The following is a 23,390-nucleotide window of genomic DNA, read 5'->3' on the forward strand; positions in this document are numbered from 1 at the left end:
CAATTAACTAAGTGTTGCCCCGGTAGTTGTCATTGTGAGGGTGCAATGTTTTACGCCTTTTAAGGCCTTTAATCTGTTAGACAAGTCTTTAAGCGTTTTTGGACGACCTTTTACAATTGCAACTTCTAGGCAATTGTGATGGTCCAGGTGGACGTGTTGAGAAACGATAACTGTATCAGGGAAGGCGTGCTGAATGTCGAGGATTGAGTCCACCAGTTCTCTCTTATGGTGATCATAAACATAAGTGATTGTGCCGACAACAATGCGTTCCCCGTGTTCCTCTTCCCATTCCTGGGCCACCAGCTTTTCCCTGATCAGATCTCTAATGGCTTCTGACCTATTTTTATATTGTCTTTTTCTTATATAAGAATCAAACGATTCTATAAGATCTGTGGGAATTGATACGCCAAAACGTGTTATTGATGAATTACCTGCCATTTGTCCGCCTTTTTACCACAAATATTTACTAAGTGTCAACAAACACAATCTAAATCTATCAGCATTTCAATTTTAGCTCTTTTAAAAAAAATTAGCCACCCTATTGCGGAAAATCACTCCACATACAGAAGATACAAATCACTATTTGGGCTTTCGCAGGGTCGCCAGAGAATAAAATGACTGTGGACTGATCTATTTAACCAGGATCATTTCCCGTCAATGATCTGGGGTCTCAGTAATATAATTAACTCCCTTTTGTTTGAAAAATCCCTTGTATTTTTAAAGGCATTACCAACTATGGGGATATCTCCCACAATAGGGACCTTGGTCTCTTTAGTATCATTGAGTTCGTCAATCAGTCCGCCAATAATTAGAAATTCGCCACTTCTCACCTTAGCCATGGTAGTCATTTCCCTTAATGTTACTCTCGGGAGTCCAACTTCGCTATTAACGGTATTTGAGCCAAAACTCCTGTACTCAATGGGCTCTTGCAGTTGAGATGTTACAGGAGTTATCTGGAGCACAACCTCATCATTGCCAGCAATTTGGGCCATTACTGAGAAGCCCAAACCAGACAAAATGCTCTGAGTTTCTACAGAATAGGTAATTATACCAGTTTCCGAATCTACTGTGGATTCTACCCTGTCTATATACCGCACACTTTCCCCCACAGTCAACATGGCTGCTTGCCCATTCATCAAGGTCAGCTTTGGATTTGACAGGACCCTTACGTGACCATACTCGTTTAAGGCATTTAGCAACAAATCAAAGGCCTTACTCTGAAGATTAACTTGGCTTATAAATTTGACTCCATCGGTAGGATAGATTCTTCCCCCATCGCCAAACAAGACGTTGAAGCCAAACCTCGAATCCTTTAAAAGGCTGCTCCAATCCACTCCAGCAGAATGGGTCTTTTCCAAACGAACTTCCAGGATCTTTGCCTCAATTACAACCTGCTTTGATAGCTCACTATTTAGCGTGGAAATGTATGACGCAACCTGTTCTAGAATAGACCGCGGGGCTGTTACTGTTATAATACCAAGGGGCTTATCAATGGTATAGAAAAATCCTTCACGACTTCTAGGAGACGATATCGTCTTTTGAATTTTAGTGGATTTATCCTGTGAACGGGTCAAGCCTTCGGCGGCAAGGGCTCTGTCTAAACAGAGGGCCTGTTGAGCTGGTCTTGATGGATATTGTCGCCTACAGGCCTCACGAATTTGTGCTTCTCTTTGTGCTGTTAAATCACTCTGGATTTCAGTAGACGCTTGAGTAGTGGCGAGGTCAAGTATCCTATCGAGATTAGATTTTATTGTCTCCCAAATATCTAATTGATCTCCACTGTGTTCAAGAGACACTGTACCTCGAACCATGCCCTGAGCAGTCTCTTGGCTCCCTAAAAGGTCACCACCTACGCTAGTTTTATACGTTCCAGTCAAAAAAGGGGCTGGGACATAAAATCGTTGAGTATCTTTATATTTAATTATGATGGTATTTTTTTTGAATTCATAAAAGTAATCGTGTTGTCTGAGAATATTCGTTAATGTCTCCCAAAAATCATCTTTAGATTTTATATTCACTTCAACAGGTGCACTTTGATCTACGTCGCTAGCCCAGCTTATGGAAAACCCCTTAAGTTCTGAGAGCCTTTTCATGACTTCTTTTAAAGGAACTGGGCCTCCTTGAGACGAAATATCTGCTCCTACTGGTAATTTAGGAAGCCCATTAGCAGTCTCCTTCAAAGATACATCTTTTACTTTAAAAGCTGGCTCCCACTGGATAGGAGGACGCACGATCTTATTTTTTACCACTTTCTTGTTAAGAGTATTGGAAATACTACCTTTAATTTCTTTATCTTCTGATACCCTAGTGGTGGGAGATTTAATATTAGTATTAGGAGCGCATCCGGTAAAAAAAAGCCCCAAGAAGATCACTAAGACTAGACAGCCGGCCCGCATGAGTCTAGCAAATGTAAAAAAAATCATTACACCCCCCACTTTTTTATTATCTAAATCTTGCATCGGTATCACTGGCTATTTCCTTGAGTCTTGAACGTGCAAATTCCTTGGCATAACTGGGGACATTATTGCCTCCATTTAGTATGGCTATATATTCAGAGACTGCCTTATCAAAACAATTTAAGCCTTCATATGCTTTAGCTCTGAGAAGAAGGCAATCCGGAGTAACTTTAAATTGAGCGTCAATGCGATTTAGAATTCGAAGGGTTTCTCTATAGAGACCGCTGGAAAATGTGAATACCGCATAGTTATAAAGAGACTCAAAAGATACGTCTGGCATTGAGGCTGCACGCTCAAAATAATTAATTGCCTCATCACCTCTACCCATTCTGGCCAAGGCCACTGCTGCAAGTGTGGCAGCCTCACTATCCTTTGGATTTATCTTTAAGGCCAACTTTGCAAAATTTAAAGCAGTGAGTTCCTCATTTGCCCTCCCCAAGGCCAAACTTGAAATCTTCTTTGCAAGAAGGGCATTATCAGGCCAGATCTCCGATGCCTTTTTATACAGGAGTAGGGCCCCGTGAATGTCACCTGATTGCTCCCTCTTCTCCCCTTCTTTGATTAGAGTCTGGGCCTCATCTATTGCTGAAATAGAGGTTTTAGGGATATTTCCTTTCTTAACTACCAGCCCTGCCCCTTGTCGAATATCAGGGATGAGTAGCTCAGAAGTTTTATTTACCTGGAGAGTCCCAGCAGTCCAACTACCTTGTAAACCATTGTCTCCAACCCATGTGATCTCCTTTCCTGCTGGGAAGATCATAATCGTATTGAACCGTTCAATACTGGAGAGCCCTTTTAAACTCTTTATTACGTCTAGGACAAACGGCCATGGTACATCCTTTAAAGCAAGGGTAATGGTCCCTGAGACTGATTCATCCACAACAATATTCTTTCCACTAATTTCCCCCAATAATCTAAATACATTGTGAAGATCCATTTTATAAAAGTCCACACTAATGCGTTGAACCGTTTGTTCTGCATTGAATTTTGACCGCTCTTTTTTAGCTTGAGGTTCGTATTTTTTATCCTTGAATCCTTTGCTATTTGTCCTATTTTCAAGTTCTGCAATCCACTGTTTAACATCAAATGTATCGTTAGCTGAACAAGAGCTCTCGAAATGAAAAACTATTATCCATAGTAGCAAAAAACACGGTACAATAATATTTAAACACTTCATTACTCTTCCTCCGGATGGAGTAAAAGGACTCTCTTTCTGGGGACTATGTTCCCTTGAATGTCTTCTATCTGTTCTGTTACTATGACCCTGTCATGTAGTATGGCTGTTACCCTGCCCTGATTAAATCCAATGTTATCGCCAACTCTGATTATATAACCAATGCCAGCAGAATCTTGGGCCATAGCAATCGAGCCCTTTCCATTTACCTCTACTATCCCGACGAGAGTCAATTGACCCACATCCATGCACTCAAGTGGGGAACCACAGGTCTTATTATTGACCCTTTGGTCAAGTGGATTTCGCTTTTGTCGCTTTATTTGTTTTTGTTTTAATGAGGTCTGAAGAAATGGCCTAAAAGGATCTGGCTTACCCCTCGCATCATAGCGATAATCTGTTTTGGCTAAAAGTCGTTGTAGACGAAGTTCTAGTTCCTTCAGGTGACTGAGCTGTTCAGTTGCTTTTTCTGCTGCCGCTAAAAAAGAAGGGGTAAAAAAGACAACGGACAGGGAAATTAGAAGTGCAATATAGAGATTATATTTTTTATTCTCATTCATAACGAGACTACCTAACTCTTTTACTTCTTTGTCTTCCTTCCTTTTTGTCTATGGGCCTTTTGTTCCTCCTCTGTAAGGAACCTGTAGGTCACTGCAGTGCACTTAGTGCTAATTATCCACACTGGGCCTCTATCTGGGGCGGTCTCTGTTTGCATATCAAGGGCCTGCCCCTTTAAGCCACTGGCTTGATTGAGAGGAGGGCCTGTTTTTGCTCCAGGGCTTTTTTCTGCGGTAGCTGTCTTACTCCATATTTCTCTTTCCTCTCTTGCACCTCCCATTGAAATATCACGGATATGAACTATCCTTGCCATTTTAGTAATCTTGTCAAAAAACCTCATAGTATTGTGAAATGGCCCTTGAATACTAAGACTTACAGGGATCTCTGCATAAAACTCCCTTTTGATCTCTGGCCCTGGCCTAAAGGATAGGAAATCAAGGTGCTCTTCATTTCCAAGAGAAGATATCTCCGTGAGAATTGCTGGTATATCTTTTGATTCAGGTAAGAGCTTCATGGCCTTTTTTAACACTTTGTCCATCTCCTTCAATTCAGCCTCTAATTCCGGGATCATTTTTGCCTTTTTCTGTAATATCAGAACCTCTTGTCTTAACATGGGGATTTTTCCAGAAATACCGTCAAGCTCTTGAAGCCTAGGGGCAAGGAACAAAAACCAAAATGCAATACATGGAATAGAAAAGGCGATGATACATATTAGGAGTTTTTGCCAAAAAGGCATAAGGTATACATACTGCTCTAGACCAACTGGGATCTTAAAAGTGGCCTTTTTTATTGAAATTTTCATCTGAACTCTTCCTTTATCAAGGTAAGATGCACCGTCAATAATCATCGGGACAAGTCAGATTACCCATCTCTTTGCCCCCAGATCTTTAAGCACCTAAATCCTGCAATTGACGAGTTTGCCCTTTGATATCGAGGAGCGAGGGGCGAAGACGTACTTAGGTACTTCGAGCCCCGAGCAACAAAGAAGATTGGGCAAAATCGCCAATCCCGAAGGGCGGCAAAAGGGAGCAAAAAATATGGAATATGGATTCACCCCAAAAGTGAATTTGAGGAAAAACCAAATATTGGCTAATCCCTTATATAATCGTTTACAATCCATTTTTGCCCCCTTTTGCCGTGCAGGATTTTGGGACGAAATTTGTACCCCCAAATAACGCTTACGATGCACCCTCCGCTAACTCAATTATTAGGCCGAATTCCATAAGTTCATTGCCCTTAATATTCTTTTTCCTTGTGTTACTTAAGGTAACTGAAGCGACCATTGAAGATCCCTGTAGCCTACGCATGAATAGAGCCACTGTATGATTGTCCAACGCAACACCTGAAACAGTTATTTTAGATCCAGACAGATTCACTCGTTTGAGCCATACCCTATCAATAGGTACGGCAGTTACCACCTCATCAAGTGCCCGTACTGCAAAATTGCGCCCATGTTGTAGTTTTTCAATGGAAGAAAATTTATTCTCAATTTCTTTACGTTTCTTATTAACCAGGGCTATCTTTTTATTGACGTAGGAAAGTTGTTTTTTCTGTTGCTCGAGTCGGGCTATCTCTTCCCTTTTAGTCGTAAGTTTCCCTTGAACAGTAATCCCTACGGCAAGAAAAATTGTTAATAATAGCAATAAGGTAAGAAAGAATACGGAAATTTGCTTGCGTACTGCTTCTTTTCTCTTCCACTGTCTAACTGGTAACAAATTTACCTTAATCACCTTGACCCGTCCTCACTCTCTATATTTAACCTTCGACACAGAATTCCTAATCCTCAACTCGAATTGCAAGTCCAGTGGCTATAGCAAATTGGGGCGCCACACTAGAAAGATAATCCCTATCAATCTTATCATCTTTATCCATATTACAAAATGGATCAAAGCGTTTTGTCTCAATGCCAATTACATCCTCAAAAACGTCGCATATGCCCCTAAGTAGTGAACTTCCACCAGTCAAATAGAGCGACTTTGGTGCGTCTAAGGGCTCTGAATTGCTCTTAAAAAATTCAATTGCTTTTCTCACCTCATGAGCCCAGTCCTCAACATAATCCTTGACAATTTTACTCACGTCTCTTGCAATTATAGGATCATCAATTCCCTTGATTTTTATGACCTCTGCCTCAGAAAATTCTATCCCCAATGCCTCTCCAATAGTCTTGGTTATTTGTCCTCCCCCTATGGACATATCCCTTGTAAAGAGGGGCATGCCAGCTTTGATAATACTAAAGGTACTCTTACTTGCGCCAATATCCATCAGCACCACGCTGTCATTAATTACACCCTTTGCCCCCTCGAAGGCATTTCCTATGGCAAATCCGTCTACATCTATTACAGCTGGCCTGATCCCAGAATTTTGCAACAGGTCCGCATATGAATCCACGACCTCCTTTTTGGCTGCCACAAGAAATATCTCGCTTCCCTGCTCGCCTTTAGGTGTTTTTGACGGACCTATCAAATTAAAATCTAAATATACCTCCTCTATCTCAAAGGGTACGTAATTTTCTGCTTCGAAAATGAGATTTTCCTCAATGTCACGTTCATTGTCATAGGGGACATTTATCTTTTTTACTATTACAGAATACCCTGAAACAGAACTAGCTCCTCTTCGTAGCTTTGGTTGGCAATTCTGTATCAAGGCCTTAAGGGTATTCTCAAGGGTCTCAGGTTCTCGCACGGCTCCATCAACAATTGCCTCTTTAGGGACAAGTGCACGACCAAGCCTTCTTAAACGTCTATTCTGTCCACTTCCAGTCAGTTCTACAAGCTTAATTGTATGTGAACCGATGTCTATTCCAACGAGAGGCCTAGGCCTTTTCTTAAACATCGCATAAGTCCCAATCTTCATATTTTTAAAACCTTATTCCGAATATCATTGACCCAAATAAAAAAAAAGCTTATAAAACTGGTCCAACTATTGGACTCAACATGTTAAATTTACACCTGAAAACATTATCGGCAATTTATAACTTTTTCATTATAATTAAAAAAATTTTTACATATTTATACCTTCAATACCTGTTATCGACATTTTTAGATTTTAAGGACATGCCATATGTATAACATAAATAAAATCAGAAATTTTTCCATTATAGCCCACATTGACCACGGCAAAAGCACCCTTGCTGACAGGATTCTTGAATTTACTGGTGCGGTCACGGACCGAGAAATGAAGCAGCAATTTTTAGACCAAATGGACATAGAAAGGGAAAGGGGGATCACAATAAAGGCCCAGACCGTAAGATTAAAATACAAGGCCTTAAATGGCGAAGAATATATTTTAAACCTCATCGATACCCCCGGCCACGTGGATTTTTCCTATGAAGTCTCCAGAAGTTTGGCAGCCTGTGAAGGGGCGTTATTGGTAGTGGATGCCAGCCAAGGAGTAGAGGCACAAACCCTGGCAAACTGCTATCTTGCCATTGAAAACGACCTGGAGATCATCCCAGTATTGAACAAAATAGACCTTCCAAGTGCAGACCCAGAGAGGGTCAAACAGGAAATTGAAGAGGTAATAGGTTTAGATGCCCAAGATGCGATTCTCGCCAGCGCAAAAGAAGGTATAGGCACCCAAGAAATACTTGAGGCAGTAGTTCATCAAATTCCTGCTCCAACAGGTGACCCAGAGGCCCCTCTTCAGGCCCTCATCTTTGATTCATGGTTTGATCCATATCAGGGTGTAGTGGTGCTAGTGAGGATTGTAAATGGAACCCTTAAGCCTGATATGAAGATTCGTATGATGGCCAGCGGCAATACCTATGAGGTGGGCTCAGTGGGTATATTTACTCCTACTTTAAAAAAGACAGACTCCCTCCAAGCAGGCGAAGTTGGATTCATTACAGCGGCCATTAAGCAGGTTAGAGACGTACAGATTGGAGATACCATTACTGAGGAAAAAAGACCTGCCTTAAAGCCACTTCCTGGCTTTAAGCCTGTTAAATCAATGGTCTTTTGTGGTCTTTATCCAGTAGATTCCGGCCAGTATGAACAGCTAAAAGAGGCGGTTGAAAAACTATGGTTGAATGATCCAGCCTTCTCCTATGAACCCGAGCAGTCAGCAGCACTTGGTTTTGGATTTAGATGTGGCTTTTTGGGCCTCCTTCACATGGAAATAGTAAAAGAACGTCTGGAACGGGAATTTGAGCTCACACTTTTGAGTACCGCCCCAAGCGTTTCATATAAAGTCTTGCTCAAAGATGGATCAACGATATACGTCCAAAACCCAGCCCAAATGCCACCACAGGAAAAGATAGAGTGCATTATGGAGCCACGGGTTAGGATGGAGATCTATGTGCCGAGGGCCTATGTAGGCCCAGTTATGGGCCTATGTGATGAAAAAAGAGGCAAACAACTAGACATGAAATATTTGAGTCAAGACAGAGTGCTATTAACCTACGAACTCCCCTTTAATGAAATAGTTTTAGATTTCTACGATAAATTAAAGTCAGTAACGCGAGGTTATGCATCAATTGACTATGAATTGACTGATTATAAACCAGCTGAAATGGTAAAGATGGATATCCTCATTAACAAAGTGCCTGTAGACGCCCTTTCAATAATCGTACATAAGGACAAGGCCTACTATAGAGGACGCGAACTAGTAAGTAAGCTCCGTTCGGTCATACCAAGGCAGCTTTTCGAGGTAGTTATCCAGGCGGCTATTGGAAGCAGAGTAATTGCAAGAGAACGAGTAGCTCCTCTAAGAAAAGATGTTACAGCCAAGTGTTACGGCGGAGATATAACGAGAAAACGAAAGCTCCTGGAAAAACAAAAAGAGGGGAAAAAGAGGATGAAACAAGTAGGCAGAGTGGAGATCCCTCAAGAGGCATTTTTAAGTGTGCTCAAAACGGACTGAATAACTCCTCATTTTTCCTTTATCCCGGATTATGCACTTCAAATGCCTGAAGAAAGTAATTTCTATGAATTATTGCATAGTTAGCATGCATCTTTTCCCGTTGTGCCTTCACCCAAAAGGTGAAGTTCAATCCGTAATAAATCCTCAGGCATTTGAAGCCGCAAGGGGCTCGCAATCTTACCGAGGTCTCTTTGTTGTCGGGCACTTGAAGTACCAAAGTACGTCTGCGTGCCCTCCGCCTCGCATCTTCGGCAAACTTGCGAGCTGCATAATCCGGGTTGATTTCCATCTAAAAGAGAGATAGACTCCCGTAAAATGTTGTCAAAGAAGATGGAAGCAGAAAAATTTCAACGATCATGGCAGGCAGTCTTATGGGAATATGCCCAGGCAATACTAATTGCCCTTATTCTCGCACTGTTTATCAGGACATTTTTTGTTCAGGCATTCAAGATACCCTCAGGCTCCATGATAAAAACTCTGCTTATTGGTGACCATATACTGGTTAACAAAATGGCATATGGGGTCCGAAATCCCATCACCAGAAATTCCTGGATCGAATTTTCCAAACCCAAAAGGGGTGATGTAATCGTTTTCATTTATCCAGTTGACCGTTCTAAGGACTTCATAAAAAGGGTGATAGGAGTTGCTGGTGACACGATTGAAATCAGAGACAAAAAGGTCTATGTGAACGGAACACTCTTCCCTGATCCACCCGGAGTACAACATACTGATCCCAGGATTCTCCCAGCATCAGTACAACCGAGAGACAATTTTGGGCCAGTGGTCGTACCTGCAGGTCATCTCTTCGTCATGGGAGACAATAGAGACCAAAGTTATGACAGCAGATTTTGGGGCTTTGTCCCGGTTAAAGATGTGAAGGGAAAAGCCTTTATAATATACTGGTCATGGGATTCACAACATTTTAGGCCTAGACTTAATAGAATTGGCCATCTAATTAAATAATATGCACCATTCCTCAATAAGGACACCTAGAGGCTCTAGAGCCAAGAGAAAAAAGACACAAGGACTTAATCTTAGAGAAAAGCTCTTAATGTGTTTTGTGTTTTTTTTATTCGTATGGGTAACAATTGGGCCATTTGGACTATGGAGACTGCATAGGCTCAAGACAGAACGTGACAATTTAATTGCCCAACAGGTCCAATTTGCCAAACACAACCAGTTGTTGCAGGAAAAAATTAAAATATTAAAAGAAGATAAAAAGGCCCAGGAAGAACTAGTAAGAAGCGAGCTCGGTTGGGTTAGAGACAACGAATTACTTTATTTATTCCATAACGAGAAATAAAATAGATTTAACATTCTTTTCGAGACGGGACAAATGTTAAGACAAAGAGATGTAACGGCTTTCAAAGAATATTTAAAAAGCGGACAATGGGAAGAGGACTTTGACTACCGCACCCCTGACGGACAGGCGGAAATGCTAGATCTCATAGAGGAAATTTTTGAATTGTGTGAAATAGCGGATGAAATCCTCACTAAAAAACTTTATAAAAATATGAGAGGCGAAGAATAAATACTAATTTCGTAAATTAGACACCATGATCAGGACAAAAATGTTTTTAAAATATGCAAGGATGAATCTCCAAGAGGCCGAGACCGCCATTGAGGAGAAAGACTTTTCAAAGGGAAAATTAAAGTGTAAAGACTGTGCAATCTCACTTGTTAAGGCAGTGCGGGAGGCGTTTCCAAGAAAAGACCTGAATTTAGAACCAGTTGATCTAAATAAATTGCAGTCGCTCATTTTCGACCTCACAGACTCCAAAGATATTGCTACCAAAGCTTCTGAACTCCTAAAACAAATTCTAGATGAAGCCGACCCTAAATCTTCTTCCAAAATTGAGGCAGATAAATTACTTTCACTGACCAGATCTCTCTTTCAAATCATACACGACATCTTCACTCCAACACCCCCTATATAGAATTGCGAATCTTTAACAAAAGTGTTATTTCTTGTCTATGATTGCATACGACCTAGCATGTGAAAACGACCATATTTTTGAGGCATGGTTTAAGGATTCTGCATCCTTCGAAGATCAGAAGGAAAAAGGGTTAATTGTATGCCCAATCTGCGGAAGTTCCAATATTCGAAAACATCCCTCTTCGTTTGCAATCCTCAAAGGCAGCCAGAGGAATTCAGAAGGGAATAAACAGACTGATATCGCACTTGAGATACTGAAAAAAGTTCAAGACTATGTAATAAATAATACTGAAGATGTAGGCATCAAGTTTACTGAGACCGCCTTAAAGATGCATTATGGTCTCATGGAGCCCAAAAATATAAGAGGTATCGCAACAGAAGAACAGGAAAAAATATTGAAGGATGAAGGGATCGATTTTTTTAAGATCCCCGTCCCTAAAAAAAGGGCACAAGGTACATAACTATGGAAGAACGTATAGAGATAAAGATTGAAAAAGGCCATTGGGTAGTAATGGATTATGTAGTCAAATTAAAAACTGGTAAAGTAATCGATTCATCTGAAAAGGCTGGAGGACCTGTGGCATTCGTATGTGGAGAGGGCGATTTTCCAGAACCAGTAGAAAATGGAATTATTGGATTAGCTCCAGGCGATACCAGTTTAATACCTGTCCCCCCTCAATACACATACGGTCTCTATGACCCTAAAAAGGTCTGTTTAGTAGCCACTGAAAGGATTACAGAACCAGTAGAAATAGGAAAAGTAGTTAAGGCTCCTGATGAATTCGGAATTAAGCGCCCAGCTGTTGTCCGTGCAGTGTGGGATGGTGCCATAATGCTCGACTTTAACCATCCTCTAGCAGGACAAGTCCTCCATTTTGAGGTCTATATTAAGGAAGTCAGATCTTCTCAACCTGAGATTAAACAGATACCAGCCCAAGAAGTACCAGAAAATGGAGCACATACAACTACTGAGTTAGGTGGAATGTCGTGATGGAGGCTCTCATTGAAAAAGAAGGCCTTTCTCAAATTTACGAAAAGGTCATTCAAGGCAAACGTCTTAGCAGAGAAGATGGAATTAGACTCTTCAAAACACAGAATCTTCCTGTAATTGCTTTCCTTGCCAATATTATAAGAGAAAGGCTAAATGGAGACAAAACCTTTTATATCTATAATCAGCACATAAACTATTCGAATGTTTGTAAAAATCTCTGTAAATTTTGTGCCTTTGGTAAAGAAAAAAGTTCTCCTCATGCCTTTGAAATGACCCTGGATGACATTGAAGATGAAGTAAAAAAGAGATTAAACGAACCAATTAGAGAGATTCACATTGTAGGAGGATGTCATCCAGACCTTCCATACGAATTTTATCTGGAAATGTTGAAAAGGATAAAAAAAATCAGGCCAGAGTGTCACATCCAGGCCTTTACATGTGTCGAAATCGCGCATATTGCACAAATCGCAGATAAATCCATAGAGGACACTCTGAAAGATTTAGTGGATTCAGGCCTAGGCTCCATTCCAGGTGGTGGTGCTGAAGTCTTTAGCCCTAGGATTAGAGAACGGCTTTGCCCAGAAAAATTGAGTGGTCAAGGGTGGCTGGAGGTGGCAAAGGCAGCTCATAGAATGGGCATTAAATCTAATGCAACCATGCTTTATGGTCACATAGAATCCATTGAAGAACGTCTGGATCACCTAATAGCATTGAGGGAAGCTCAGGATGAAACTGGAGGTTTTTTATGCTTCATTCCTCTTGCATTTCATCCCAAAAATACTGAGTTAGAATCCATATCGCCTACAGGTGGAGTAGATGATCTAAAAACCATTGCCATTAGTCGTCTAATGCTCGACAACTTCCCTCACATTAAGGCCTACTGGATAATGCTAGGGACCAAGGTAGCCCAGATAGCTCTTTCCTTTGGTGCTGATGACCTGGATGGGACAGTACTTGAAGAGAAGATCACCCACATGGCAGGGGCAGAGACGGAAAAGGCCTTGTCCAGAGATGAAATTGAGAGGATTATAAAAGCGGCAGGTAGGATTCCTATTGAAAGAGACACGTTGTACAATGAGATTCCAACTTAAAAAATTTGTTGTTTCAAATAAATACCGTATAGTATCAGGGCATTAAGTTAAACGGGTTTTCATGAAACATATATACAAAAAGCTTATCCAGGGAAAAAGAATCACAGAACAAGAGGCATTGACTCTACTTAATTCAGCGCCATTGACTGATCTGGGTGCCATTTCATATGATATCAGATACAGGATCAATCCAGAGCCAATAGTAACCTATGTCATTGATAGAAACATAAACTATACAAATATATGTCTGTCTGGCTGTAAATTTTGTGCGTATTTTCGGGCCCCAGGAGACCCAGAAGGTTACATTCTGAGCGATGAAGAACTCAAAAAAAAGATTGAAGAGACCCTAGCCTTAGGGGGGACACAGATCTTACTTCAAGGGGGGCTACATCCCGAACTATCAATTGAATATTATGAGAGGCTGTTTAGCTTTATAAAGGAAAACTTTTCTATTCACATCCATGCGCTCAGTCCTCCTGAGGTAATCCACATCTCTAAACTTTCAGGCCTTTCCATTGAAGACGTATTAAGGCGTCTTAAGGCAAGTGGCCTTGATTCCATACCTGGTGGTGGCGCTGAAATCCTCGTAGATAGCGTAAGGGCTATTATATCGCCTAATAAGGCCAGTTCTCATGAATGGCTTTTAGTCATGGAAAAGGCCCATGAGCTCGGTATGCGTACCACAGCGACTATGATGTTTGGCCATGTAGAGACCAAGGCTCAACGTATTGAGCACCTGTCTAAACTCCGGGCCCTCCAGGACAGGACTCAGGGTTTTACAGCCTTTATTCCATGGCCTTTCCAACCCCGAAATACAGCGCTTTCTGTTCCGCCCTCAACTGGGGATGACTATCTAAGGACCCTTGCTGTTTCCAGAATATTTCTTGATAACTTTCAAAATATCCAGGCCTCATGGGTTACCCAAGGCCCTAAGGTTGCTCAAATCGCATTGTTTTTTGGTGCAAACGACTTTGGCAGCACCATGATAGAAGAAAATGTGGTGGCAGCAACCGGCGTATCTCATAGACTATCTGAAAGAGAAATAAGAAGACTCATAAATGAAGCTGGATTTACCCCCAAACAGAGGCTCATGGACTATACCTTAGTGAAAAAGGACCTTTTAGAATGAAAACTACTCCTGTTGTCCTACATAGTGCTCCATGGATAATTCCCATCAGTCAAAAGCCCATTAGGGATGGGGCAGTAGCTATATTTGAAGGCAAGATAATAGACGTCGGCCCTGCAAAGGACTTAAGAATTCGGTTTCCAGGCCATAAGGAAGTACCTCATCCCGAGGCCGTCCTCATGCCAGCATTAGTAAATGCTCACTGCCATTTAGAACTCTCCCCTCTAAAATGGAGATTGACACCCTCTGGATCCTTTTCTGCCTGGATCAATGCCCTCATAAAGGCAAGAGAAAATATCTCTCCAGAGGAATGGATTCCAGCCATAGAAAAGGCAATAGATGAATTAGTTAGTGGGGGGGCAATCATTATTGGAGACGTTGGCAACACTGGACTGGTCCCGTCCATGATGCATGAAGCCCAAAATAACTGGCCTGTTAGGGGAATACATTTCTTGGAAATAATACAACCAGAAGAAGCCACTGGTGAACAGAATCCCCAATTTAATATTGATTTTCACAAAGAAGCGGAATCAATTTTTGCAGTTAATTGTCCCATGCCTGTGACACTTTCTGCTCATGCAGTACACACAGTAGAAGAAAAGACACTTATGGAGATAAAACATAGAAATAATTTGAGTGGTCTTCCCTTTACTCTGCATGTTGCAGAATCACCAGAGGAAATGGAATATCTCCAAAACGGAAGCGGCCCCATGATTGATTTACTCAAATCCCGTGGCCGCGACTTAAAAAGGCTACGTATTCCTGGCAAAGGCCCCATCAGTTATTTACACGAATTAGGGTTACTTGACAAAAATTCTCTACTTGTCCACTGCGTTCATGTAACCGATGGAGATCTCGATGTAATTCAGGCTACAGGAGCAAACGTGTGCCTATGCCCCAGAAGCAATACTTTTTTAGGGGTGGGGACGCCCCCTGCAAGTAAAATGTTTGAAAAGGGAATCAACTGCGCCCTTGGCACTGACAGCCTTGCAAGTAATGACAAGCTAGATCTTTTTGCAGAAATGACTGCACTTTCCCGACTTGCCCCTAATTGCCCACCATCTCAAATCATCAGAACCGCCACTTTGGGAGGGGCCATGGCCCTTGGTCTGGAATCTCAATTTGGTTCTATTGAGTCTGGGAAAAATTCTCCTATACTTGCCCTTTCTGGCTCTAACATCCCATCCTCCCCTCAGGAAGTCGAAGAGAGCATCATATGGGGAGGATCGAAAGAGGCCTTTGAGATCGAGGTCCTCTGGTAATGTTATTAAAGGTTGGAATCGTAAATTTCATAAACACTGCTCCCTTCTACCTACCATGGAGGGGAATTGGTGATCCCCCACAATGGAAAGTGGTTGAAGGCCCACCTTCCCTCTTAAATCAGTTATTAAACCAAGGAAAGATCCAGGCAGGTCTTGTATCTTCCTTTGAATATGGCCAAAATTACAGAAAATATCTTCTGTTGAGGGATATTTCAATCAGCGCCACTGGTACTGTAAAAAGCGTCCTATTATTGAGTCCAGTCCCCATTGAAGATATAAGAAACATTAGCATTACCATTACCCCTAAAACGGCTACTTCTGTAATGCTACTAAGGATTATTCTCTCAAGCTTTTATGGGCTCAAATTCAACAAAGACTTTTCATTTTCAAGGGGAACTATAGAAGATGCAAAGAGGAAAAATAGCCCCTACCTAGCGATTGGCGACGAGGCCCTTAGACTATTGACGCAGCAATTTTCAAACGATATCACCACGTCATCCACAAGTGATTGTGCTATTCCATCCGTAGAACCAGAAGGGCCACTAGACAATTGCTTACCAAACTTCAAATATGTCTATGACCTTGCAGAGATCTGGATGAGGGAAACAGGCCTACCCTTTGTATTTGCCGTCCTTGCCTTAGATAGACATGCGGTCCTTGAAAATCCAGAGGCATATAAAGAACTCTATAATCACATCCAGGCATGCCTCAATATTGGGGAAAAAGATATAGAGACCATAAGTAAAAAAGTGGCTCCCAGGATCCCAATGACCCCAGGACATTGCCTTTCTTACCTAAGAGGGATCGAATTCGATTTTGACAACCGAAAGAGAGAGGGGCTCCTCCTATATTTCAAATTTTTAAAGGATCTTAACGTGTTAGATAAAATGCCTGAATTGAATTTTCTTTAGGACTCTAACCCTCAATAAATGGCGAAATAAATCCTGCATGCCGAACCTCAACCATTCGACATGCAGGATAAATAGACCAAAACAAATTAGGGGCTAATTTATATTCTCGATTGATTCCAAGCGCTCAATGACCTTATCTTTTCCAATTGCCACCATACAATCAAAAATGCCTGGTCCTTTGAGTTGCCCAGTTATCAATGTCCTGATTCCATTGATAATTATACCCGGTTTCACTCCTTTGGACTCACAAAAATCCCTAACTACCTCTTCAGTACTCTCCAGGGTCCACTGTTCCAGAGTTTTCAGTTTTTGGGCGAGTTCAGGAAGTAGTTCCTTAAGTTCAGGGTGTTTTACAATGTTCTTTTTCCAGGCCTTTTCATCTATCTCAAATTCATCGGAAAAATATGCTCGGCCAGCTCCAACAAAGTCCTTTAATGTATGAAACCTTGACCTGATGAGATCAATAGTTCCAAGGAACCACTCTCTCCGATCGCCTGCATATGATTCATCCCAGAGCCCTTCGTTTCTCAATTCCCTCTCTACATATTCAGCAAGTTCCTCCACGGGGATTGTCCTTAAATAATGAGCATTTATGGAAAGGGCCTTGGGATCAGTAAAAAACTTCTTCTGTTTCTCCTTATCCTCAGGATTAAAGTTGAATACGGAGTTAGCCTTGCTTATGCCCTCTAATGAAAATGCCTCGATTAATTCTTCCCTAGAAAAAATCTCTCTGTTATCAGGGGTATGCCATCCAAGTAACACCAAAAAATTTACCAGTGCCCAAGGCAGAAACCCCTTTTCTCTATAAAATTGAACGCTGACTACCTCTCCGTGGGTACGCTTCGAGATCTTTCTCTTCTTTGGATCCAAGGTAAGGGGCATATGAGCAAAGACTGGAGGCTGTTTTCCAAGGGCCTCATAAATAAGAATTTGACGAATAGTATTGGCCATATGGTCTTGGCCACGAATTATATGCGTAATCCCGTCCCTGATATCGTCAACAACATTACAAAGCAAATATAGAGGCCTACCATTGGATCGTACAATGACAAAATCCTCAATTTCAGAGTAATCCTTTTCAATCCGACCCAGGACCTGATCATCATAGCCTATACGACCACTACGCTTCGGGACCTTAAAGCGAATAACATAAGGGAGCCCCATGGCCTCCTTTTCTCTTATTTCCGCCTCTGTTAGATTCCGACACGTCCCGTCATAACCGATACTTCTCTTTTCCTGTAATGCCTGTTTCCTCTTTCTTTCTAACTCCTCTTTAGTACAAAAGCACTTATAGGCCTTCCCTTCATTCAGGAGTCTTTTAGCGGTCTCGATGTGCTCTTCCTGAAAATCGCTTTGGAAATATGGCCCCTCATCCCAGTCTAATCCAAGCCACTTGAGTCCATCGAGGATTCCTTCCACAGACTCTTTTGTCGAACGCTCAACATCGGTATCCTCTATCCTCAAAATGAACTTTCCATTGTGTTTCTTTGCGTATAGCCAATTAAAAATAGCGGTTCTAGCCCCACCAATGTGTAAATAGCCTGTGGGACTCGGCGGAAATCTTACAATTACTTCAGACATCTCTTAACATCCTCTCCTTTTCATCAACTACCTAAATCCTGCAATTGGCGAGTTTGCCCAAGATACGAGGAGCGAGGGGCGAAGACGTACTTAGGTACTTCGAGCCCCGAGCGACAAAGTAGATTGGGCAAAATCGCCAATCCCAAAGGGCGGCAAAAGGGAGCAAAAACACAAAATATAGATTCACCCAAAAAGTGAATTTCGTGAAAAGCCAGATGTTAGCTAATACTCTATAAAATCGTAAATAATTCATTTTTGCCCCCTTTTGCCGTGCAGGATTTAGGAACTATTTTTTCGGCGCCTTAACTTTTCCCATGTATCCTTTAGCGTCACAATTCTATTAAATACCAATTGATCTTGCCGTGAATCTTTCGAGTCAAGGCAGAAATATCCCTGACGTTCAAACTGATAACGTTCGCCAACTTTGGCATTGGCAAGCCCTGGCTCAAGCTTACAGCCTTTTAAAACCACCAGTGATTCAGGATTTAAGAACTCTGTAAAGTGTGGCCCACCTTTCCCCCTGTCTGGATTTGGATCTTTAAACAGCCTGTCATATAGCCTTACTTCTGCGTCAACAGCATGGGCCTGGGAGACCCAGTGGAGCGTTGCCTTTACCTTTCTGCCATCTGGGGCATTACCACCTTTAGTCTCTGGGTCATAAATACATCTCAGCTCTACAACCTTACCTGATGAATCTTTGATGACGTCAACACACTTTATAAAATATGCATATCTAAGTCTAACTTCCCTACCTGGAGCAAGCCTATAAAATTTCTTGGGTGGATCTTCCATAAAATCTGTCTCTTCGATGTAGATAACCTTAGAAAATGGCACTAGCCTGGTGCCCTGATCAGGGTCTTCTGGATTGTTTATACATTCAAGTTCTTCTGTCTTTCCATCTGGATAATTTTCAATAACCACCTTTAGTGGTCTTAGGACTCCCATTACCCTAGGTGCAGTCTTGTTAAGTTCCTCTCTAATGCAGTGTTCGAGAAGGGCTATGTCAACGACACTATCCCTTTTGGCCACCCCTATCCTCTTACAAAATTCTCTGATGGCAGATGGGGGAATGCCTCTTCTCCTGAGTCCTGAAATCGTGGGCATCCTTGGATCATCCCAGCCATCCACAAAGCCTTTCTCCACGAGCTCCTTGAGCTTTCTTTTACTCATTACTGTGTAGCTTAGATTTAATCTCGCAAACTCAATCTGTTGAGGATGGCAAGGGACCTCGAGTTCATCCAGTATCCAATCATAAAGGGGTCTATGGTCCTCAAATTCCAGAGTACATATTGAGTGAGTTATTCCCTCTATTGAATCTGAAAGGCAATGGGCAAAATCATAAGTAGGATAAATACACCACTTGTCACCTGTCCTGTGATGTGGGACGTGCAGTATTCTATAAAGTACTGGATCCCTCATGTTGATATTTCCTGAGGCCATATCGATCTTGGCCCTAAGCACCCTTTCTCCTTCCTTAAATTCGCCTTTTCTCATCCTTTCAAAGAGATCTAAATTCTCTTCTACACTCCTGTTTCTATATGGACTTTCTTTTCCTGGTTCAGTGAGGGTGCCTCTATATTGTCTGATCTCCTCTGGACTAAGATCACATACATATGCTTTTCCACGTTTTATGAGTTCTACTGCATATTCATAGAGTCTTTCAAAATAGTCAGATGCAAAATAAAGATGCTCTCCCCAATCATAGCCGAGCCAGCGCACATCTTCTTTTATTGATTCAACAAATTCCTCTTCCTCTTTAGTAGGATTTGTATCATCAAATCTTAGGTGGCACCTACCGCCAAATTCCTCGGCTAGGCCAAAGTTGAGCACGATACTCTTGGCATGGCCAATATGTAAATAACCATTTGGCTCAGGAGGAAATCTTGTAATGACTGTCTTGTGTTTACCAGTTGAGAGATCATGCTCAATTATATCTTTTATAAAATTAGGTGGCACCTTATCTTTCATGGCTTGAGAACTCCATTATTTATTAATTATTGAATAGTTATTAAGTTATTATTAAGTAGTTGTTATATTCGCTATTCATTGCACAGTGTCATTTCCTACTTAGCCAACTATCTGAAGTTTAAAACACCTTGTTGCACTTCTATAATGACCAAATATTTTTCTCCCTTCACAGAGAGTCAAGGAGGTAATAGTGCACACAATAACAAAACAACTACCTAATAACAACTTAATAACTTTAAAAAGCCGCTCTAAGATAATAGAGCGGCTTTTTCCTCAAAAAGCTATGTTCTTTTTAATGGATTAATCAATTTCAGGAGCTGGCAGGAACTCTGATTCCTTTGCAGCAAGCTCTTTAATTTCATCAGATTTTGCAAGAACTGCTTCGACTACGTCATCACCAAGGGACTTTTTCTCTGCCACCTGGTTGAAGAGCTCACGCAAAAAGGCAACAGGAACATCGGTGATAGCGTTCCTTGAGTCGGTTCTTGCTGTATCAAATGTTTCGAGAACTTTGTTCTTGGTCTCTTCAGAGACGTGTACCTCCACGAGCTTGAGCTCGCCAGCAAACCTGTATTTGATATTATCTTCAAGGCCAGTGCCCTTTAGCTTGGCCATACGATTTTCATCCAGAAGGACATCTATGAAATAATCTGCCATTTTCTTACCTCCTTACAAACATTCTATTTTAAAGGTCCTTTAAGTCCACTTCCAACTCTTTCTCTTTGTTAATCACGTACTTCTCGTTGCAGAATGGATAACCAAAGTGCTTCCACCACTTCACAACTACCTTGAATACCTCAGGACGCATAATGATGCTTGGGGGTTGGACACCCTGTGCAACCATACCGCGGAGGAAGCTTCCGCTGAGCTTCTCACGCTCGTGACCACAGGTCTCGCTGTATGCCATCTCCTTACAGGTTGGGCAGAAGGAGAATTCTCTCATGTTCTGTGGTCTGATCTCGAGTCCATATGGGACGTCAGTTGGTGGTGCATCAAACCCAAAACTTGGAATCCCTTCATTCCAGAGGATCTGGGTTGACCACTTATCATAGTATTCACCTACTGCTGCATGGTCACGTCCGAACATGTGGTGTGTACATCCCATGTTCTGACGAATGATTCCATGGAGGAGGCTCTCCAAGGGGTTACCATAACGCATATCCCAGAGACAGATTGTTGGAAGGTGTCTTGAATTCTTGATGTAGCCACCGGTGTTGACAGCCTCATGACCTTCGCAGATAGCCTCATCTGGATAGTCACCACGGCGTTTCACACCAATGATAGCATTTACAAGAATACCATGGCAGGGTTCAAGGTCACCTGTAAAGGCGGCATTTTTCATTAGGAATTCATGGCCAACGTGTGGCACATTACGGGTCTGGTGGTTAATGACTGTCCTCCAGCCCCTCTTGTCAAACTCTTCCCTTGCCTTTCTTGGTGGATACCAGAAACGGTCAAAGGGTGGGCGAAATACTGGCTCATTAATGATGGTGTACTTACCTGCAAGGACTATTGGATTGAGGCTCTTATAAATAACCCAACCAGGATGTTTTTTATTGAACCTTTCTCTTACAACCTCTGGATTATCTTCGGGAGTTCCAAAAGTCTTGTGTGCAAGCTCTTCTGTATCTGAGATCTCCCAGACCTCCTCGATATCAAGGATTGCAAAAGGCTTACCTTTGAGATTGAGGACAAGCCTGTCACCAGAGCCTACACCAAGCTTCTTGTAATCTTCTTTGCTGATGTCGAAAACAAGTGGATATGGGAAGATCCACTCGTTCAATAGCCTCCTCTCCTTTAAGATCCTCTCTACTTCGGCCTGGCACATGGAGCCTTCTACGGGACTGAAAAATCCATAGCAGATACTCATAATCTCGCGATAGACATTTCTAACTGGAACACCTGTTTCATAATGAAGTGTTGGCTGGATGTCATAGGTGGGGCACCCCTTGATCATCTTCTTCGCACGCTCAGGGTCCCTAACAACGCGCTCCACGAGTCTGCCTCCATGAGGCAATGGCCTTTTAATTAAGAAACGTGACATTCGGACACCTCCTTGGTTTTTTAATAAGAATTTCCGCTTAGGAATTCGAAAGATAGCACAACAAATCAGCCATTACAAGGGAACAAATTTCGTATATTTTTTATTTTTAATTAAGGAAATAATGTGAAACAAAAAACAAAAGGCCCCAACAAATGGGGCCTTTATAAGACTATTAAATGTGAGAAAATTTACTGCTGTTCAGACGAATCAGAAGGAGTATTGAAAACTATTTCACCAAAAAGGAATAAGGTAAAAGCTAAAGCAATTCCACCAATTAACATCATATTTTCATGAAGAGATGGTACATAACTATAGTATTGTGGAATATTGACTATATTATATTCATGAAAGTGAGGAATTAGTTGACCAACTATGACAAGATCGTAATATTTAAAGAAGATTCCAACAAGAGTAATCAATCCAGCTGCTGAAAGTGCAGTAATATTTTTGGCCCTTGTACTAACCAAGATCAGCAGTGGTATTACAATGGCAAGAGCAACTTCTCCAAACCAAAAGTTGGTAGAATAGTCACCCTGAACCAAATATATCAGGGCCTCAGGATTATGACTTAGAGCGGGATTATAACCCAAATATGCCTTCCAACCTGTAAATACTGCGGCAATACATAAGAGCACCATCATGAGCTTGCCCACTGCACTAAGCGCCCTTGATTCTCCGCTAGTTGGTTCCTCGCCCTTGACCTTAAAGGCGAACCAATTAAAAAAAAGGATCCCAGCACAACCGAGAAGGGTGGCATAGGTGAAAAAGTAAAGAGGCATGTACTGTTCCACCCAAAACTGCCTTGAACCAACTAACGACATATCAGCCTTCATGTTAAGATTTGCTGCACTCACAGCAATTAGCGCAAGCGCTCCAAAGATTCTGGCTGCCTTATAATTTTCCCTGTGGAGCATGAGGAAATTAATCACCATTAAGAGCAAATAACTACTATAAATAGTACTCTTCCACCAAATATTTGACTCTGGATGTGGACTCAATACTGCATATATTGGGACTCGCCATGGATTTTCCAGCTCTAGGGAGATGCTCATTAGGGCACAACTTATGGCAACTATTGCCAAAAGCACTGTCCTTTTTACTATTGGCTTAAAACTCTCAATACCAAAAACCTGGCCTAAAGAAGCAACTATACAGAGCCCAGTTGATAAACATGCAAAAAATGCGTATCCAGATATAAGGATACCCCATGGTACTTCTCTAGTAGTACCAAATACGTGATCATGACCAACAATCATTGCATGAAGAGCAAAGGAAATGCCCACTACAGTTAGAGACGCAAATGCCAACATTAAATATATAGGCAACGGAGAAGTTATATGCCCTGCAACCCTCGGTTCAATAGGGACAGATGTTGATTTTGACATGGCTGACCTCCTTGATTCTTGTGAATTTTTATTTAAACGATAGCACCTTA

General features: G+C 41.7%; 24 protein-coding genes. 11 read left to right on the forward strand and 13 right to left on the reverse strand.

The features are described 5' to 3' along the window. Positions 1-3: 3 nt before the first annotated feature. The 7 genes from nikR to pilM form a co-directional block, all read right to left on the reverse strand. The gene (gene nikR / locus DBT_RS03070; protein ID WP_067616348.1) at positions 4-438 is read right to left on the reverse strand and encodes a nickel-responsive transcriptional regulator NikR; all 435 of its coding nucleotides are present in this window, start codon (positions 436-438) and stop codon (positions 4-6) included. Between the two features lie 206 nt (positions 439-644). Then, on the reverse strand, positions 645-2,423 hold the full coding sequence (locus tag DBT_RS03075) for a type II and III secretion system protein (protein ID WP_161939894.1): 1,779 nt from the start codon (positions 2,421-2,423) through the stop codon (positions 645-647). Positions 2,424-2,442: 19 nt separating this feature from the next. After that, a complete protein-coding gene (locus DBT_RS03080) occupies positions 2,443-3,633 on the reverse strand; it encodes a tetratricopeptide repeat protein (protein ID WP_067616352.1) in 1,191 nt (396 codons plus the stop codon). Further along, entirely contained in the window at positions 3,633-4,187 is a 555-nt protein-coding gene (locus DBT_RS03085) for a pilus assembly protein PilP (RefSeq protein WP_067616354.1), read from the reverse strand. Before DBT_RS03085 ends, DBT_RS03080 begins: the two co-directional genes overlap by 1 nt. 20 nt (positions 4,188-4,207) lie before the next feature. Further along, positions 4,208-4,987: a type IV pilus inner membrane component PilO gene (locus tag DBT_RS03090; RefSeq protein ID WP_161939895.1), complete on the reverse strand. Its 780-nt coding sequence runs from the start codon at positions 4,985-4,987 to the stop codon at positions 4,208-4,210. Positions 4,988-5,363: 376 nt separating this feature from the next. Next, positions 5,364-5,915: a PilN domain-containing protein gene (locus tag DBT_RS03100; RefSeq protein ID WP_067616360.1), complete on the reverse strand. Its 552-nt coding sequence runs from the start codon at positions 5,913-5,915 to the stop codon at positions 5,364-5,366. A 46-nt stretch (positions 5,916-5,961) separates the two neighbouring features. Then, the gene (gene pilM / locus DBT_RS03105; protein WP_067616362.1) at positions 5,962-7,017 is read right to left on the reverse strand and encodes a type IV pilus assembly protein PilM; all 1,056 of its coding nucleotides are present in this window, start codon (positions 7,015-7,017) and stop codon (positions 5,962-5,964) included. 228 nt (positions 7,018-7,245) lie between these two features. Between pilM and lepA the strand changes: the two genes are divergently transcribed. Next, a complete protein-coding gene (gene lepA / locus DBT_RS03110; RefSeq protein WP_067616364.1) occupies positions 7,246-9,045 on the forward strand; it encodes a translation elongation factor 4 in 1,800 nt (599 codons plus the stop codon). A gap of 19 nt (positions 9,046-9,064) precedes the next feature. Here lepA and DBT_RS03115 read toward each other — a convergent pair whose 3' ends face one another. Continuing rightward, positions 9,065-9,334, reverse strand: coding sequence for a hypothetical protein (locus tag DBT_RS03115; protein WP_067616365.1), 270 nt, complete (start codon positions 9,332-9,334; stop codon positions 9,065-9,067). A 26-nt stretch (positions 9,335-9,360) separates the two neighbouring features. On the opposite strand from DBT_RS03115, the gene lepB reads away from it, so the two are divergent. From lepB to DBT_RS03165, 10 genes are all read left to right on the forward strand, one after another. After that, a complete protein-coding gene (gene lepB / locus DBT_RS03120) occupies positions 9,361-10,008 on the forward strand; it encodes a signal peptidase I (protein ID WP_067616367.1) in 648 nt (215 codons plus the stop codon). 1 nt (position 10,009) lies between these two features. Then, complete coding sequence (locus DBT_RS03125; protein ID WP_067616369.1) at positions 10,010-10,348, forward strand: FtsB family cell division protein; 339 nt, start codon at positions 10,010-10,012, stop codon at positions 10,346-10,348. A 33-nt stretch (positions 10,349-10,381) separates the two neighbouring features. Continuing rightward, positions 10,382-10,576, forward strand: coding sequence for a hypothetical protein (locus DBT_RS03130; protein ID WP_067616371.1), 195 nt, complete (start codon positions 10,382-10,384; stop codon positions 10,574-10,576). Positions 10,577-10,601: 25 nt separating this feature from the next. Then, on the forward strand, positions 10,602-10,982 hold the full coding sequence (locus DBT_RS03135; RefSeq protein WP_067616372.1) for a hypothetical protein: 381 nt from the start codon (positions 10,602-10,604) through the stop codon (positions 10,980-10,982). Between the two features lie 37 nt (positions 10,983-11,019). Next, positions 11,020-11,442 (forward strand): DUF1178 family protein, encoded by a 423-nt coding sequence (locus DBT_RS03140; RefSeq protein WP_067616374.1) that lies wholly within the window; start codon positions 11,020-11,022, stop codon positions 11,440-11,442. A gap of 2 nt (positions 11,443-11,444) precedes the next feature. Beyond that, the gene (locus DBT_RS03145; RefSeq protein ID WP_067616376.1) at positions 11,445-11,972 is read left to right on the forward strand and encodes an FKBP-type peptidyl-prolyl cis-trans isomerase; all 528 of its coding nucleotides are present in this window, start codon (positions 11,445-11,447) and stop codon (positions 11,970-11,972) included. Next, positions 11,972-13,063: an aminofutalosine synthase MqnE gene (gene mqnE / locus DBT_RS03150; protein WP_067616378.1), complete on the forward strand. Its 1,092-nt coding sequence runs from the start codon at positions 11,972-11,974 to the stop codon at positions 13,061-13,063. Before DBT_RS03145 ends, mqnE begins: the two co-directional genes overlap by 1 nt. 61 nt (positions 13,064-13,124) lie before the next feature. Next, the gene (mqnC, locus tag DBT_RS03155) at positions 13,125-14,192 is read left to right on the forward strand and encodes a cyclic dehypoxanthinyl futalosine synthase (protein ID WP_067616380.1); all 1,068 of its coding nucleotides are present in this window, start codon (positions 13,125-13,127) and stop codon (positions 14,190-14,192) included. Beyond that, positions 14,189-15,451 carry an amidohydrolase family protein gene (locus DBT_RS03160; RefSeq protein ID WP_067616382.1) on the forward strand — a complete coding sequence of 421 codons (1,263 nt, stop codon included), beginning with the start codon at positions 14,189-14,191 and terminating at the stop codon, positions 15,449-15,451. Before mqnC ends, DBT_RS03160 begins: the two co-directional genes overlap by 4 nt. Next, entirely contained in the window at positions 15,451-16,362 is a 912-nt protein-coding gene (locus DBT_RS03165) for a menaquinone biosynthetic enzyme MqnA/MqnD family protein (protein ID WP_067616383.1), read from the forward strand. Before DBT_RS03160 ends, DBT_RS03165 begins: the two co-directional genes overlap by 1 nt. 93 nt (positions 16,363-16,455) lie before the next feature. Here DBT_RS03165 and gltX read toward each other — a convergent pair whose 3' ends face one another. The 5 genes from gltX to nrfD all read right to left on the reverse strand — a co-directional run bounded on the left by gltX (position 16,456) and on the right by nrfD (position 23,340). Beyond that, positions 16,456-17,943: a glutamate--tRNA ligase gene (gene gltX, locus DBT_RS03170; protein WP_067616386.1), complete on the reverse strand. Its 1,488-nt coding sequence runs from the start codon at positions 17,941-17,943 to the stop codon at positions 16,456-16,458. 279 nt (positions 17,944-18,222) lie between these two features. Next, on the reverse strand, positions 18,223-19,911 hold the full coding sequence (locus DBT_RS03175; protein WP_067616388.1) for a glutamine--tRNA ligase/YqeY domain fusion protein: 1,689 nt from the start codon (positions 19,909-19,911) through the stop codon (positions 18,223-18,225). Between the two features lie 300 nt (positions 19,912-20,211). Then, positions 20,212-20,568, reverse strand: a complete 357-nt coding sequence (locus DBT_RS03180; protein ID WP_067616390.1) for a DUF6955 family protein — start codon at positions 20,566-20,568, stop codon at positions 20,212-20,214. Positions 20,569-20,596: 28 nt separating this feature from the next. Beyond that, entirely contained in the window at positions 20,597-21,955 is a 1,359-nt protein-coding gene (gene sat / locus DBT_RS03185) for a sulfate adenylyltransferase (protein WP_067616392.1), read from the reverse strand. A gap of 188 nt (positions 21,956-22,143) precedes the next feature. Beyond that, positions 22,144-23,340 (reverse strand): NrfD/PsrC family molybdoenzyme membrane anchor subunit, encoded by a 1,197-nt coding sequence (gene nrfD, locus DBT_RS03190; RefSeq protein ID WP_067616393.1) that lies wholly within the window; start codon positions 23,338-23,340, stop codon positions 22,144-22,146. Positions 23,341-23,390 lie beyond the last annotated feature (50 nt).

Origin of the sequence: Dissulfuribacter thermophilus (genome assembly GCF_001687335.1) — a bacterium.
GTDB classification, from domain to species: Bacteria; Desulfobacterota; Dissulfuribacteria; order Dissulfuribacterales; family Dissulfuribacteraceae; genus Dissulfuribacter; species Dissulfuribacter thermophilus.

Bases quoted from the DNA above. Each gene is read 5' to 3' on its own strand.
- nikR (WP_067616348.1), bottom strand. From the start codon at position 438: ATGGCAGGTAATTCATCAATAACACGTTTTGGCGTATCAATTCCCACA.
- DBT_RS03075 (WP_161939894.1), bottom strand. From the start codon at position 2,423: ATGATTTTTTTTACATTTGCTAGACTCATGCGGGCCGGCTGTCTAGTC.
- DBT_RS03080 (WP_067616352.1), bottom strand. From the start codon at position 3,633: ATGAAGTGTTTAAATATTATTGTACCGTGTTTTTTGCTACTATGGATA.
- DBT_RS03085 (WP_067616354.1), bottom strand. From the start codon at position 4,187: ATGAATGAGAATAAAAAATATAATCTCTATATTGCACTTCTAATTTCC.
- DBT_RS03090 (WP_161939895.1), bottom strand. From the start codon at position 4,987: ATGAAAATTTCAATAAAAAAGGCCACTTTTAAGATCCCAGTTGGTCTA.
- pilM (WP_067616362.1), bottom strand. From the start codon at position 7,017: ATGTTTAAGAAAAGGCCTAGGCCTCTCGTTGGAATAGACATCGGTTCA.
- lepA (WP_067616364.1), top strand. From the start codon at position 7,246: ATGTATAACATAAATAAAATCAGAAATTTTTCCATTATAGCCCACATT.
- DBT_RS03115 (WP_067616365.1), bottom strand. From the start codon at position 9,334: ATGGAAATCAACCCGGATTATGCAGCTCGCAAGTTTGCCGAAGATGCG.
- lepB (WP_067616367.1), top strand. From the start codon at position 9,361: ATGTTGTCAAAGAAGATGGAAGCAGAAAAATTTCAACGATCATGGCAG.
- DBT_RS03125 (WP_067616369.1), top strand. From the start codon at position 10,010: ATGCACCATTCCTCAATAAGGACACCTAGAGGCTCTAGAGCCAAGAGA.
- DBT_RS03130 (WP_067616371.1), top strand. From the start codon at position 10,382: ATGTTAAGACAAAGAGATGTAACGGCTTTCAAAGAATATTTAAAAAGC.
- DBT_RS03135 (WP_067616372.1), top strand. From the start codon at position 10,602: ATGATCAGGACAAAAATGTTTTTAAAATATGCAAGGATGAATCTCCAA.
- DBT_RS03140 (WP_067616374.1), top strand. From the start codon at position 11,020: ATGATTGCATACGACCTAGCATGTGAAAACGACCATATTTTTGAGGCA.
- DBT_RS03145 (WP_067616376.1), top strand. From the start codon at position 11,445: ATGGAAGAACGTATAGAGATAAAGATTGAAAAAGGCCATTGGGTAGTA.
- mqnE (WP_067616378.1), top strand. From the start codon at position 11,972: ATGGAGGCTCTCATTGAAAAAGAAGGCCTTTCTCAAATTTACGAAAAG.
- mqnC (WP_067616380.1), top strand. From the start codon at position 13,125: ATGAAACATATATACAAAAAGCTTATCCAGGGAAAAAGAATCACAGAA.
- DBT_RS03160 (WP_067616382.1), top strand. From the start codon at position 14,189: ATGAAAACTACTCCTGTTGTCCTACATAGTGCTCCATGGATAATTCCC.
- DBT_RS03165 (WP_067616383.1), top strand. From the start codon at position 15,451: ATGTTATTAAAGGTTGGAATCGTAAATTTCATAAACACTGCTCCCTTC.
- gltX (WP_067616386.1), bottom strand. From the start codon at position 17,943: ATGTCTGAAGTAATTGTAAGATTTCCGCCGAGTCCCACAGGCTATTTA.
- DBT_RS03175 (WP_067616388.1), bottom strand. From the start codon at position 19,911: ATGAAAGATAAGGTGCCACCTAATTTTATAAAAGATATAATTGAGCAT.
- DBT_RS03180 (WP_067616390.1), bottom strand. From the start codon at position 20,568: ATGGCAGATTATTTCATAGATGTCCTTCTGGATGAAAATCGTATGGCC.
- sat (WP_067616392.1), bottom strand. From the start codon at position 21,955: ATGTCACGTTTCTTAATTAAAAGGCCATTGCCTCATGGAGGCAGACTC.
- nrfD (WP_067616393.1), bottom strand. From the start codon at position 23,340: ATGTCAAAATCAACATCTGTCCCTATTGAACCGAGGGTTGCAGGGCAT.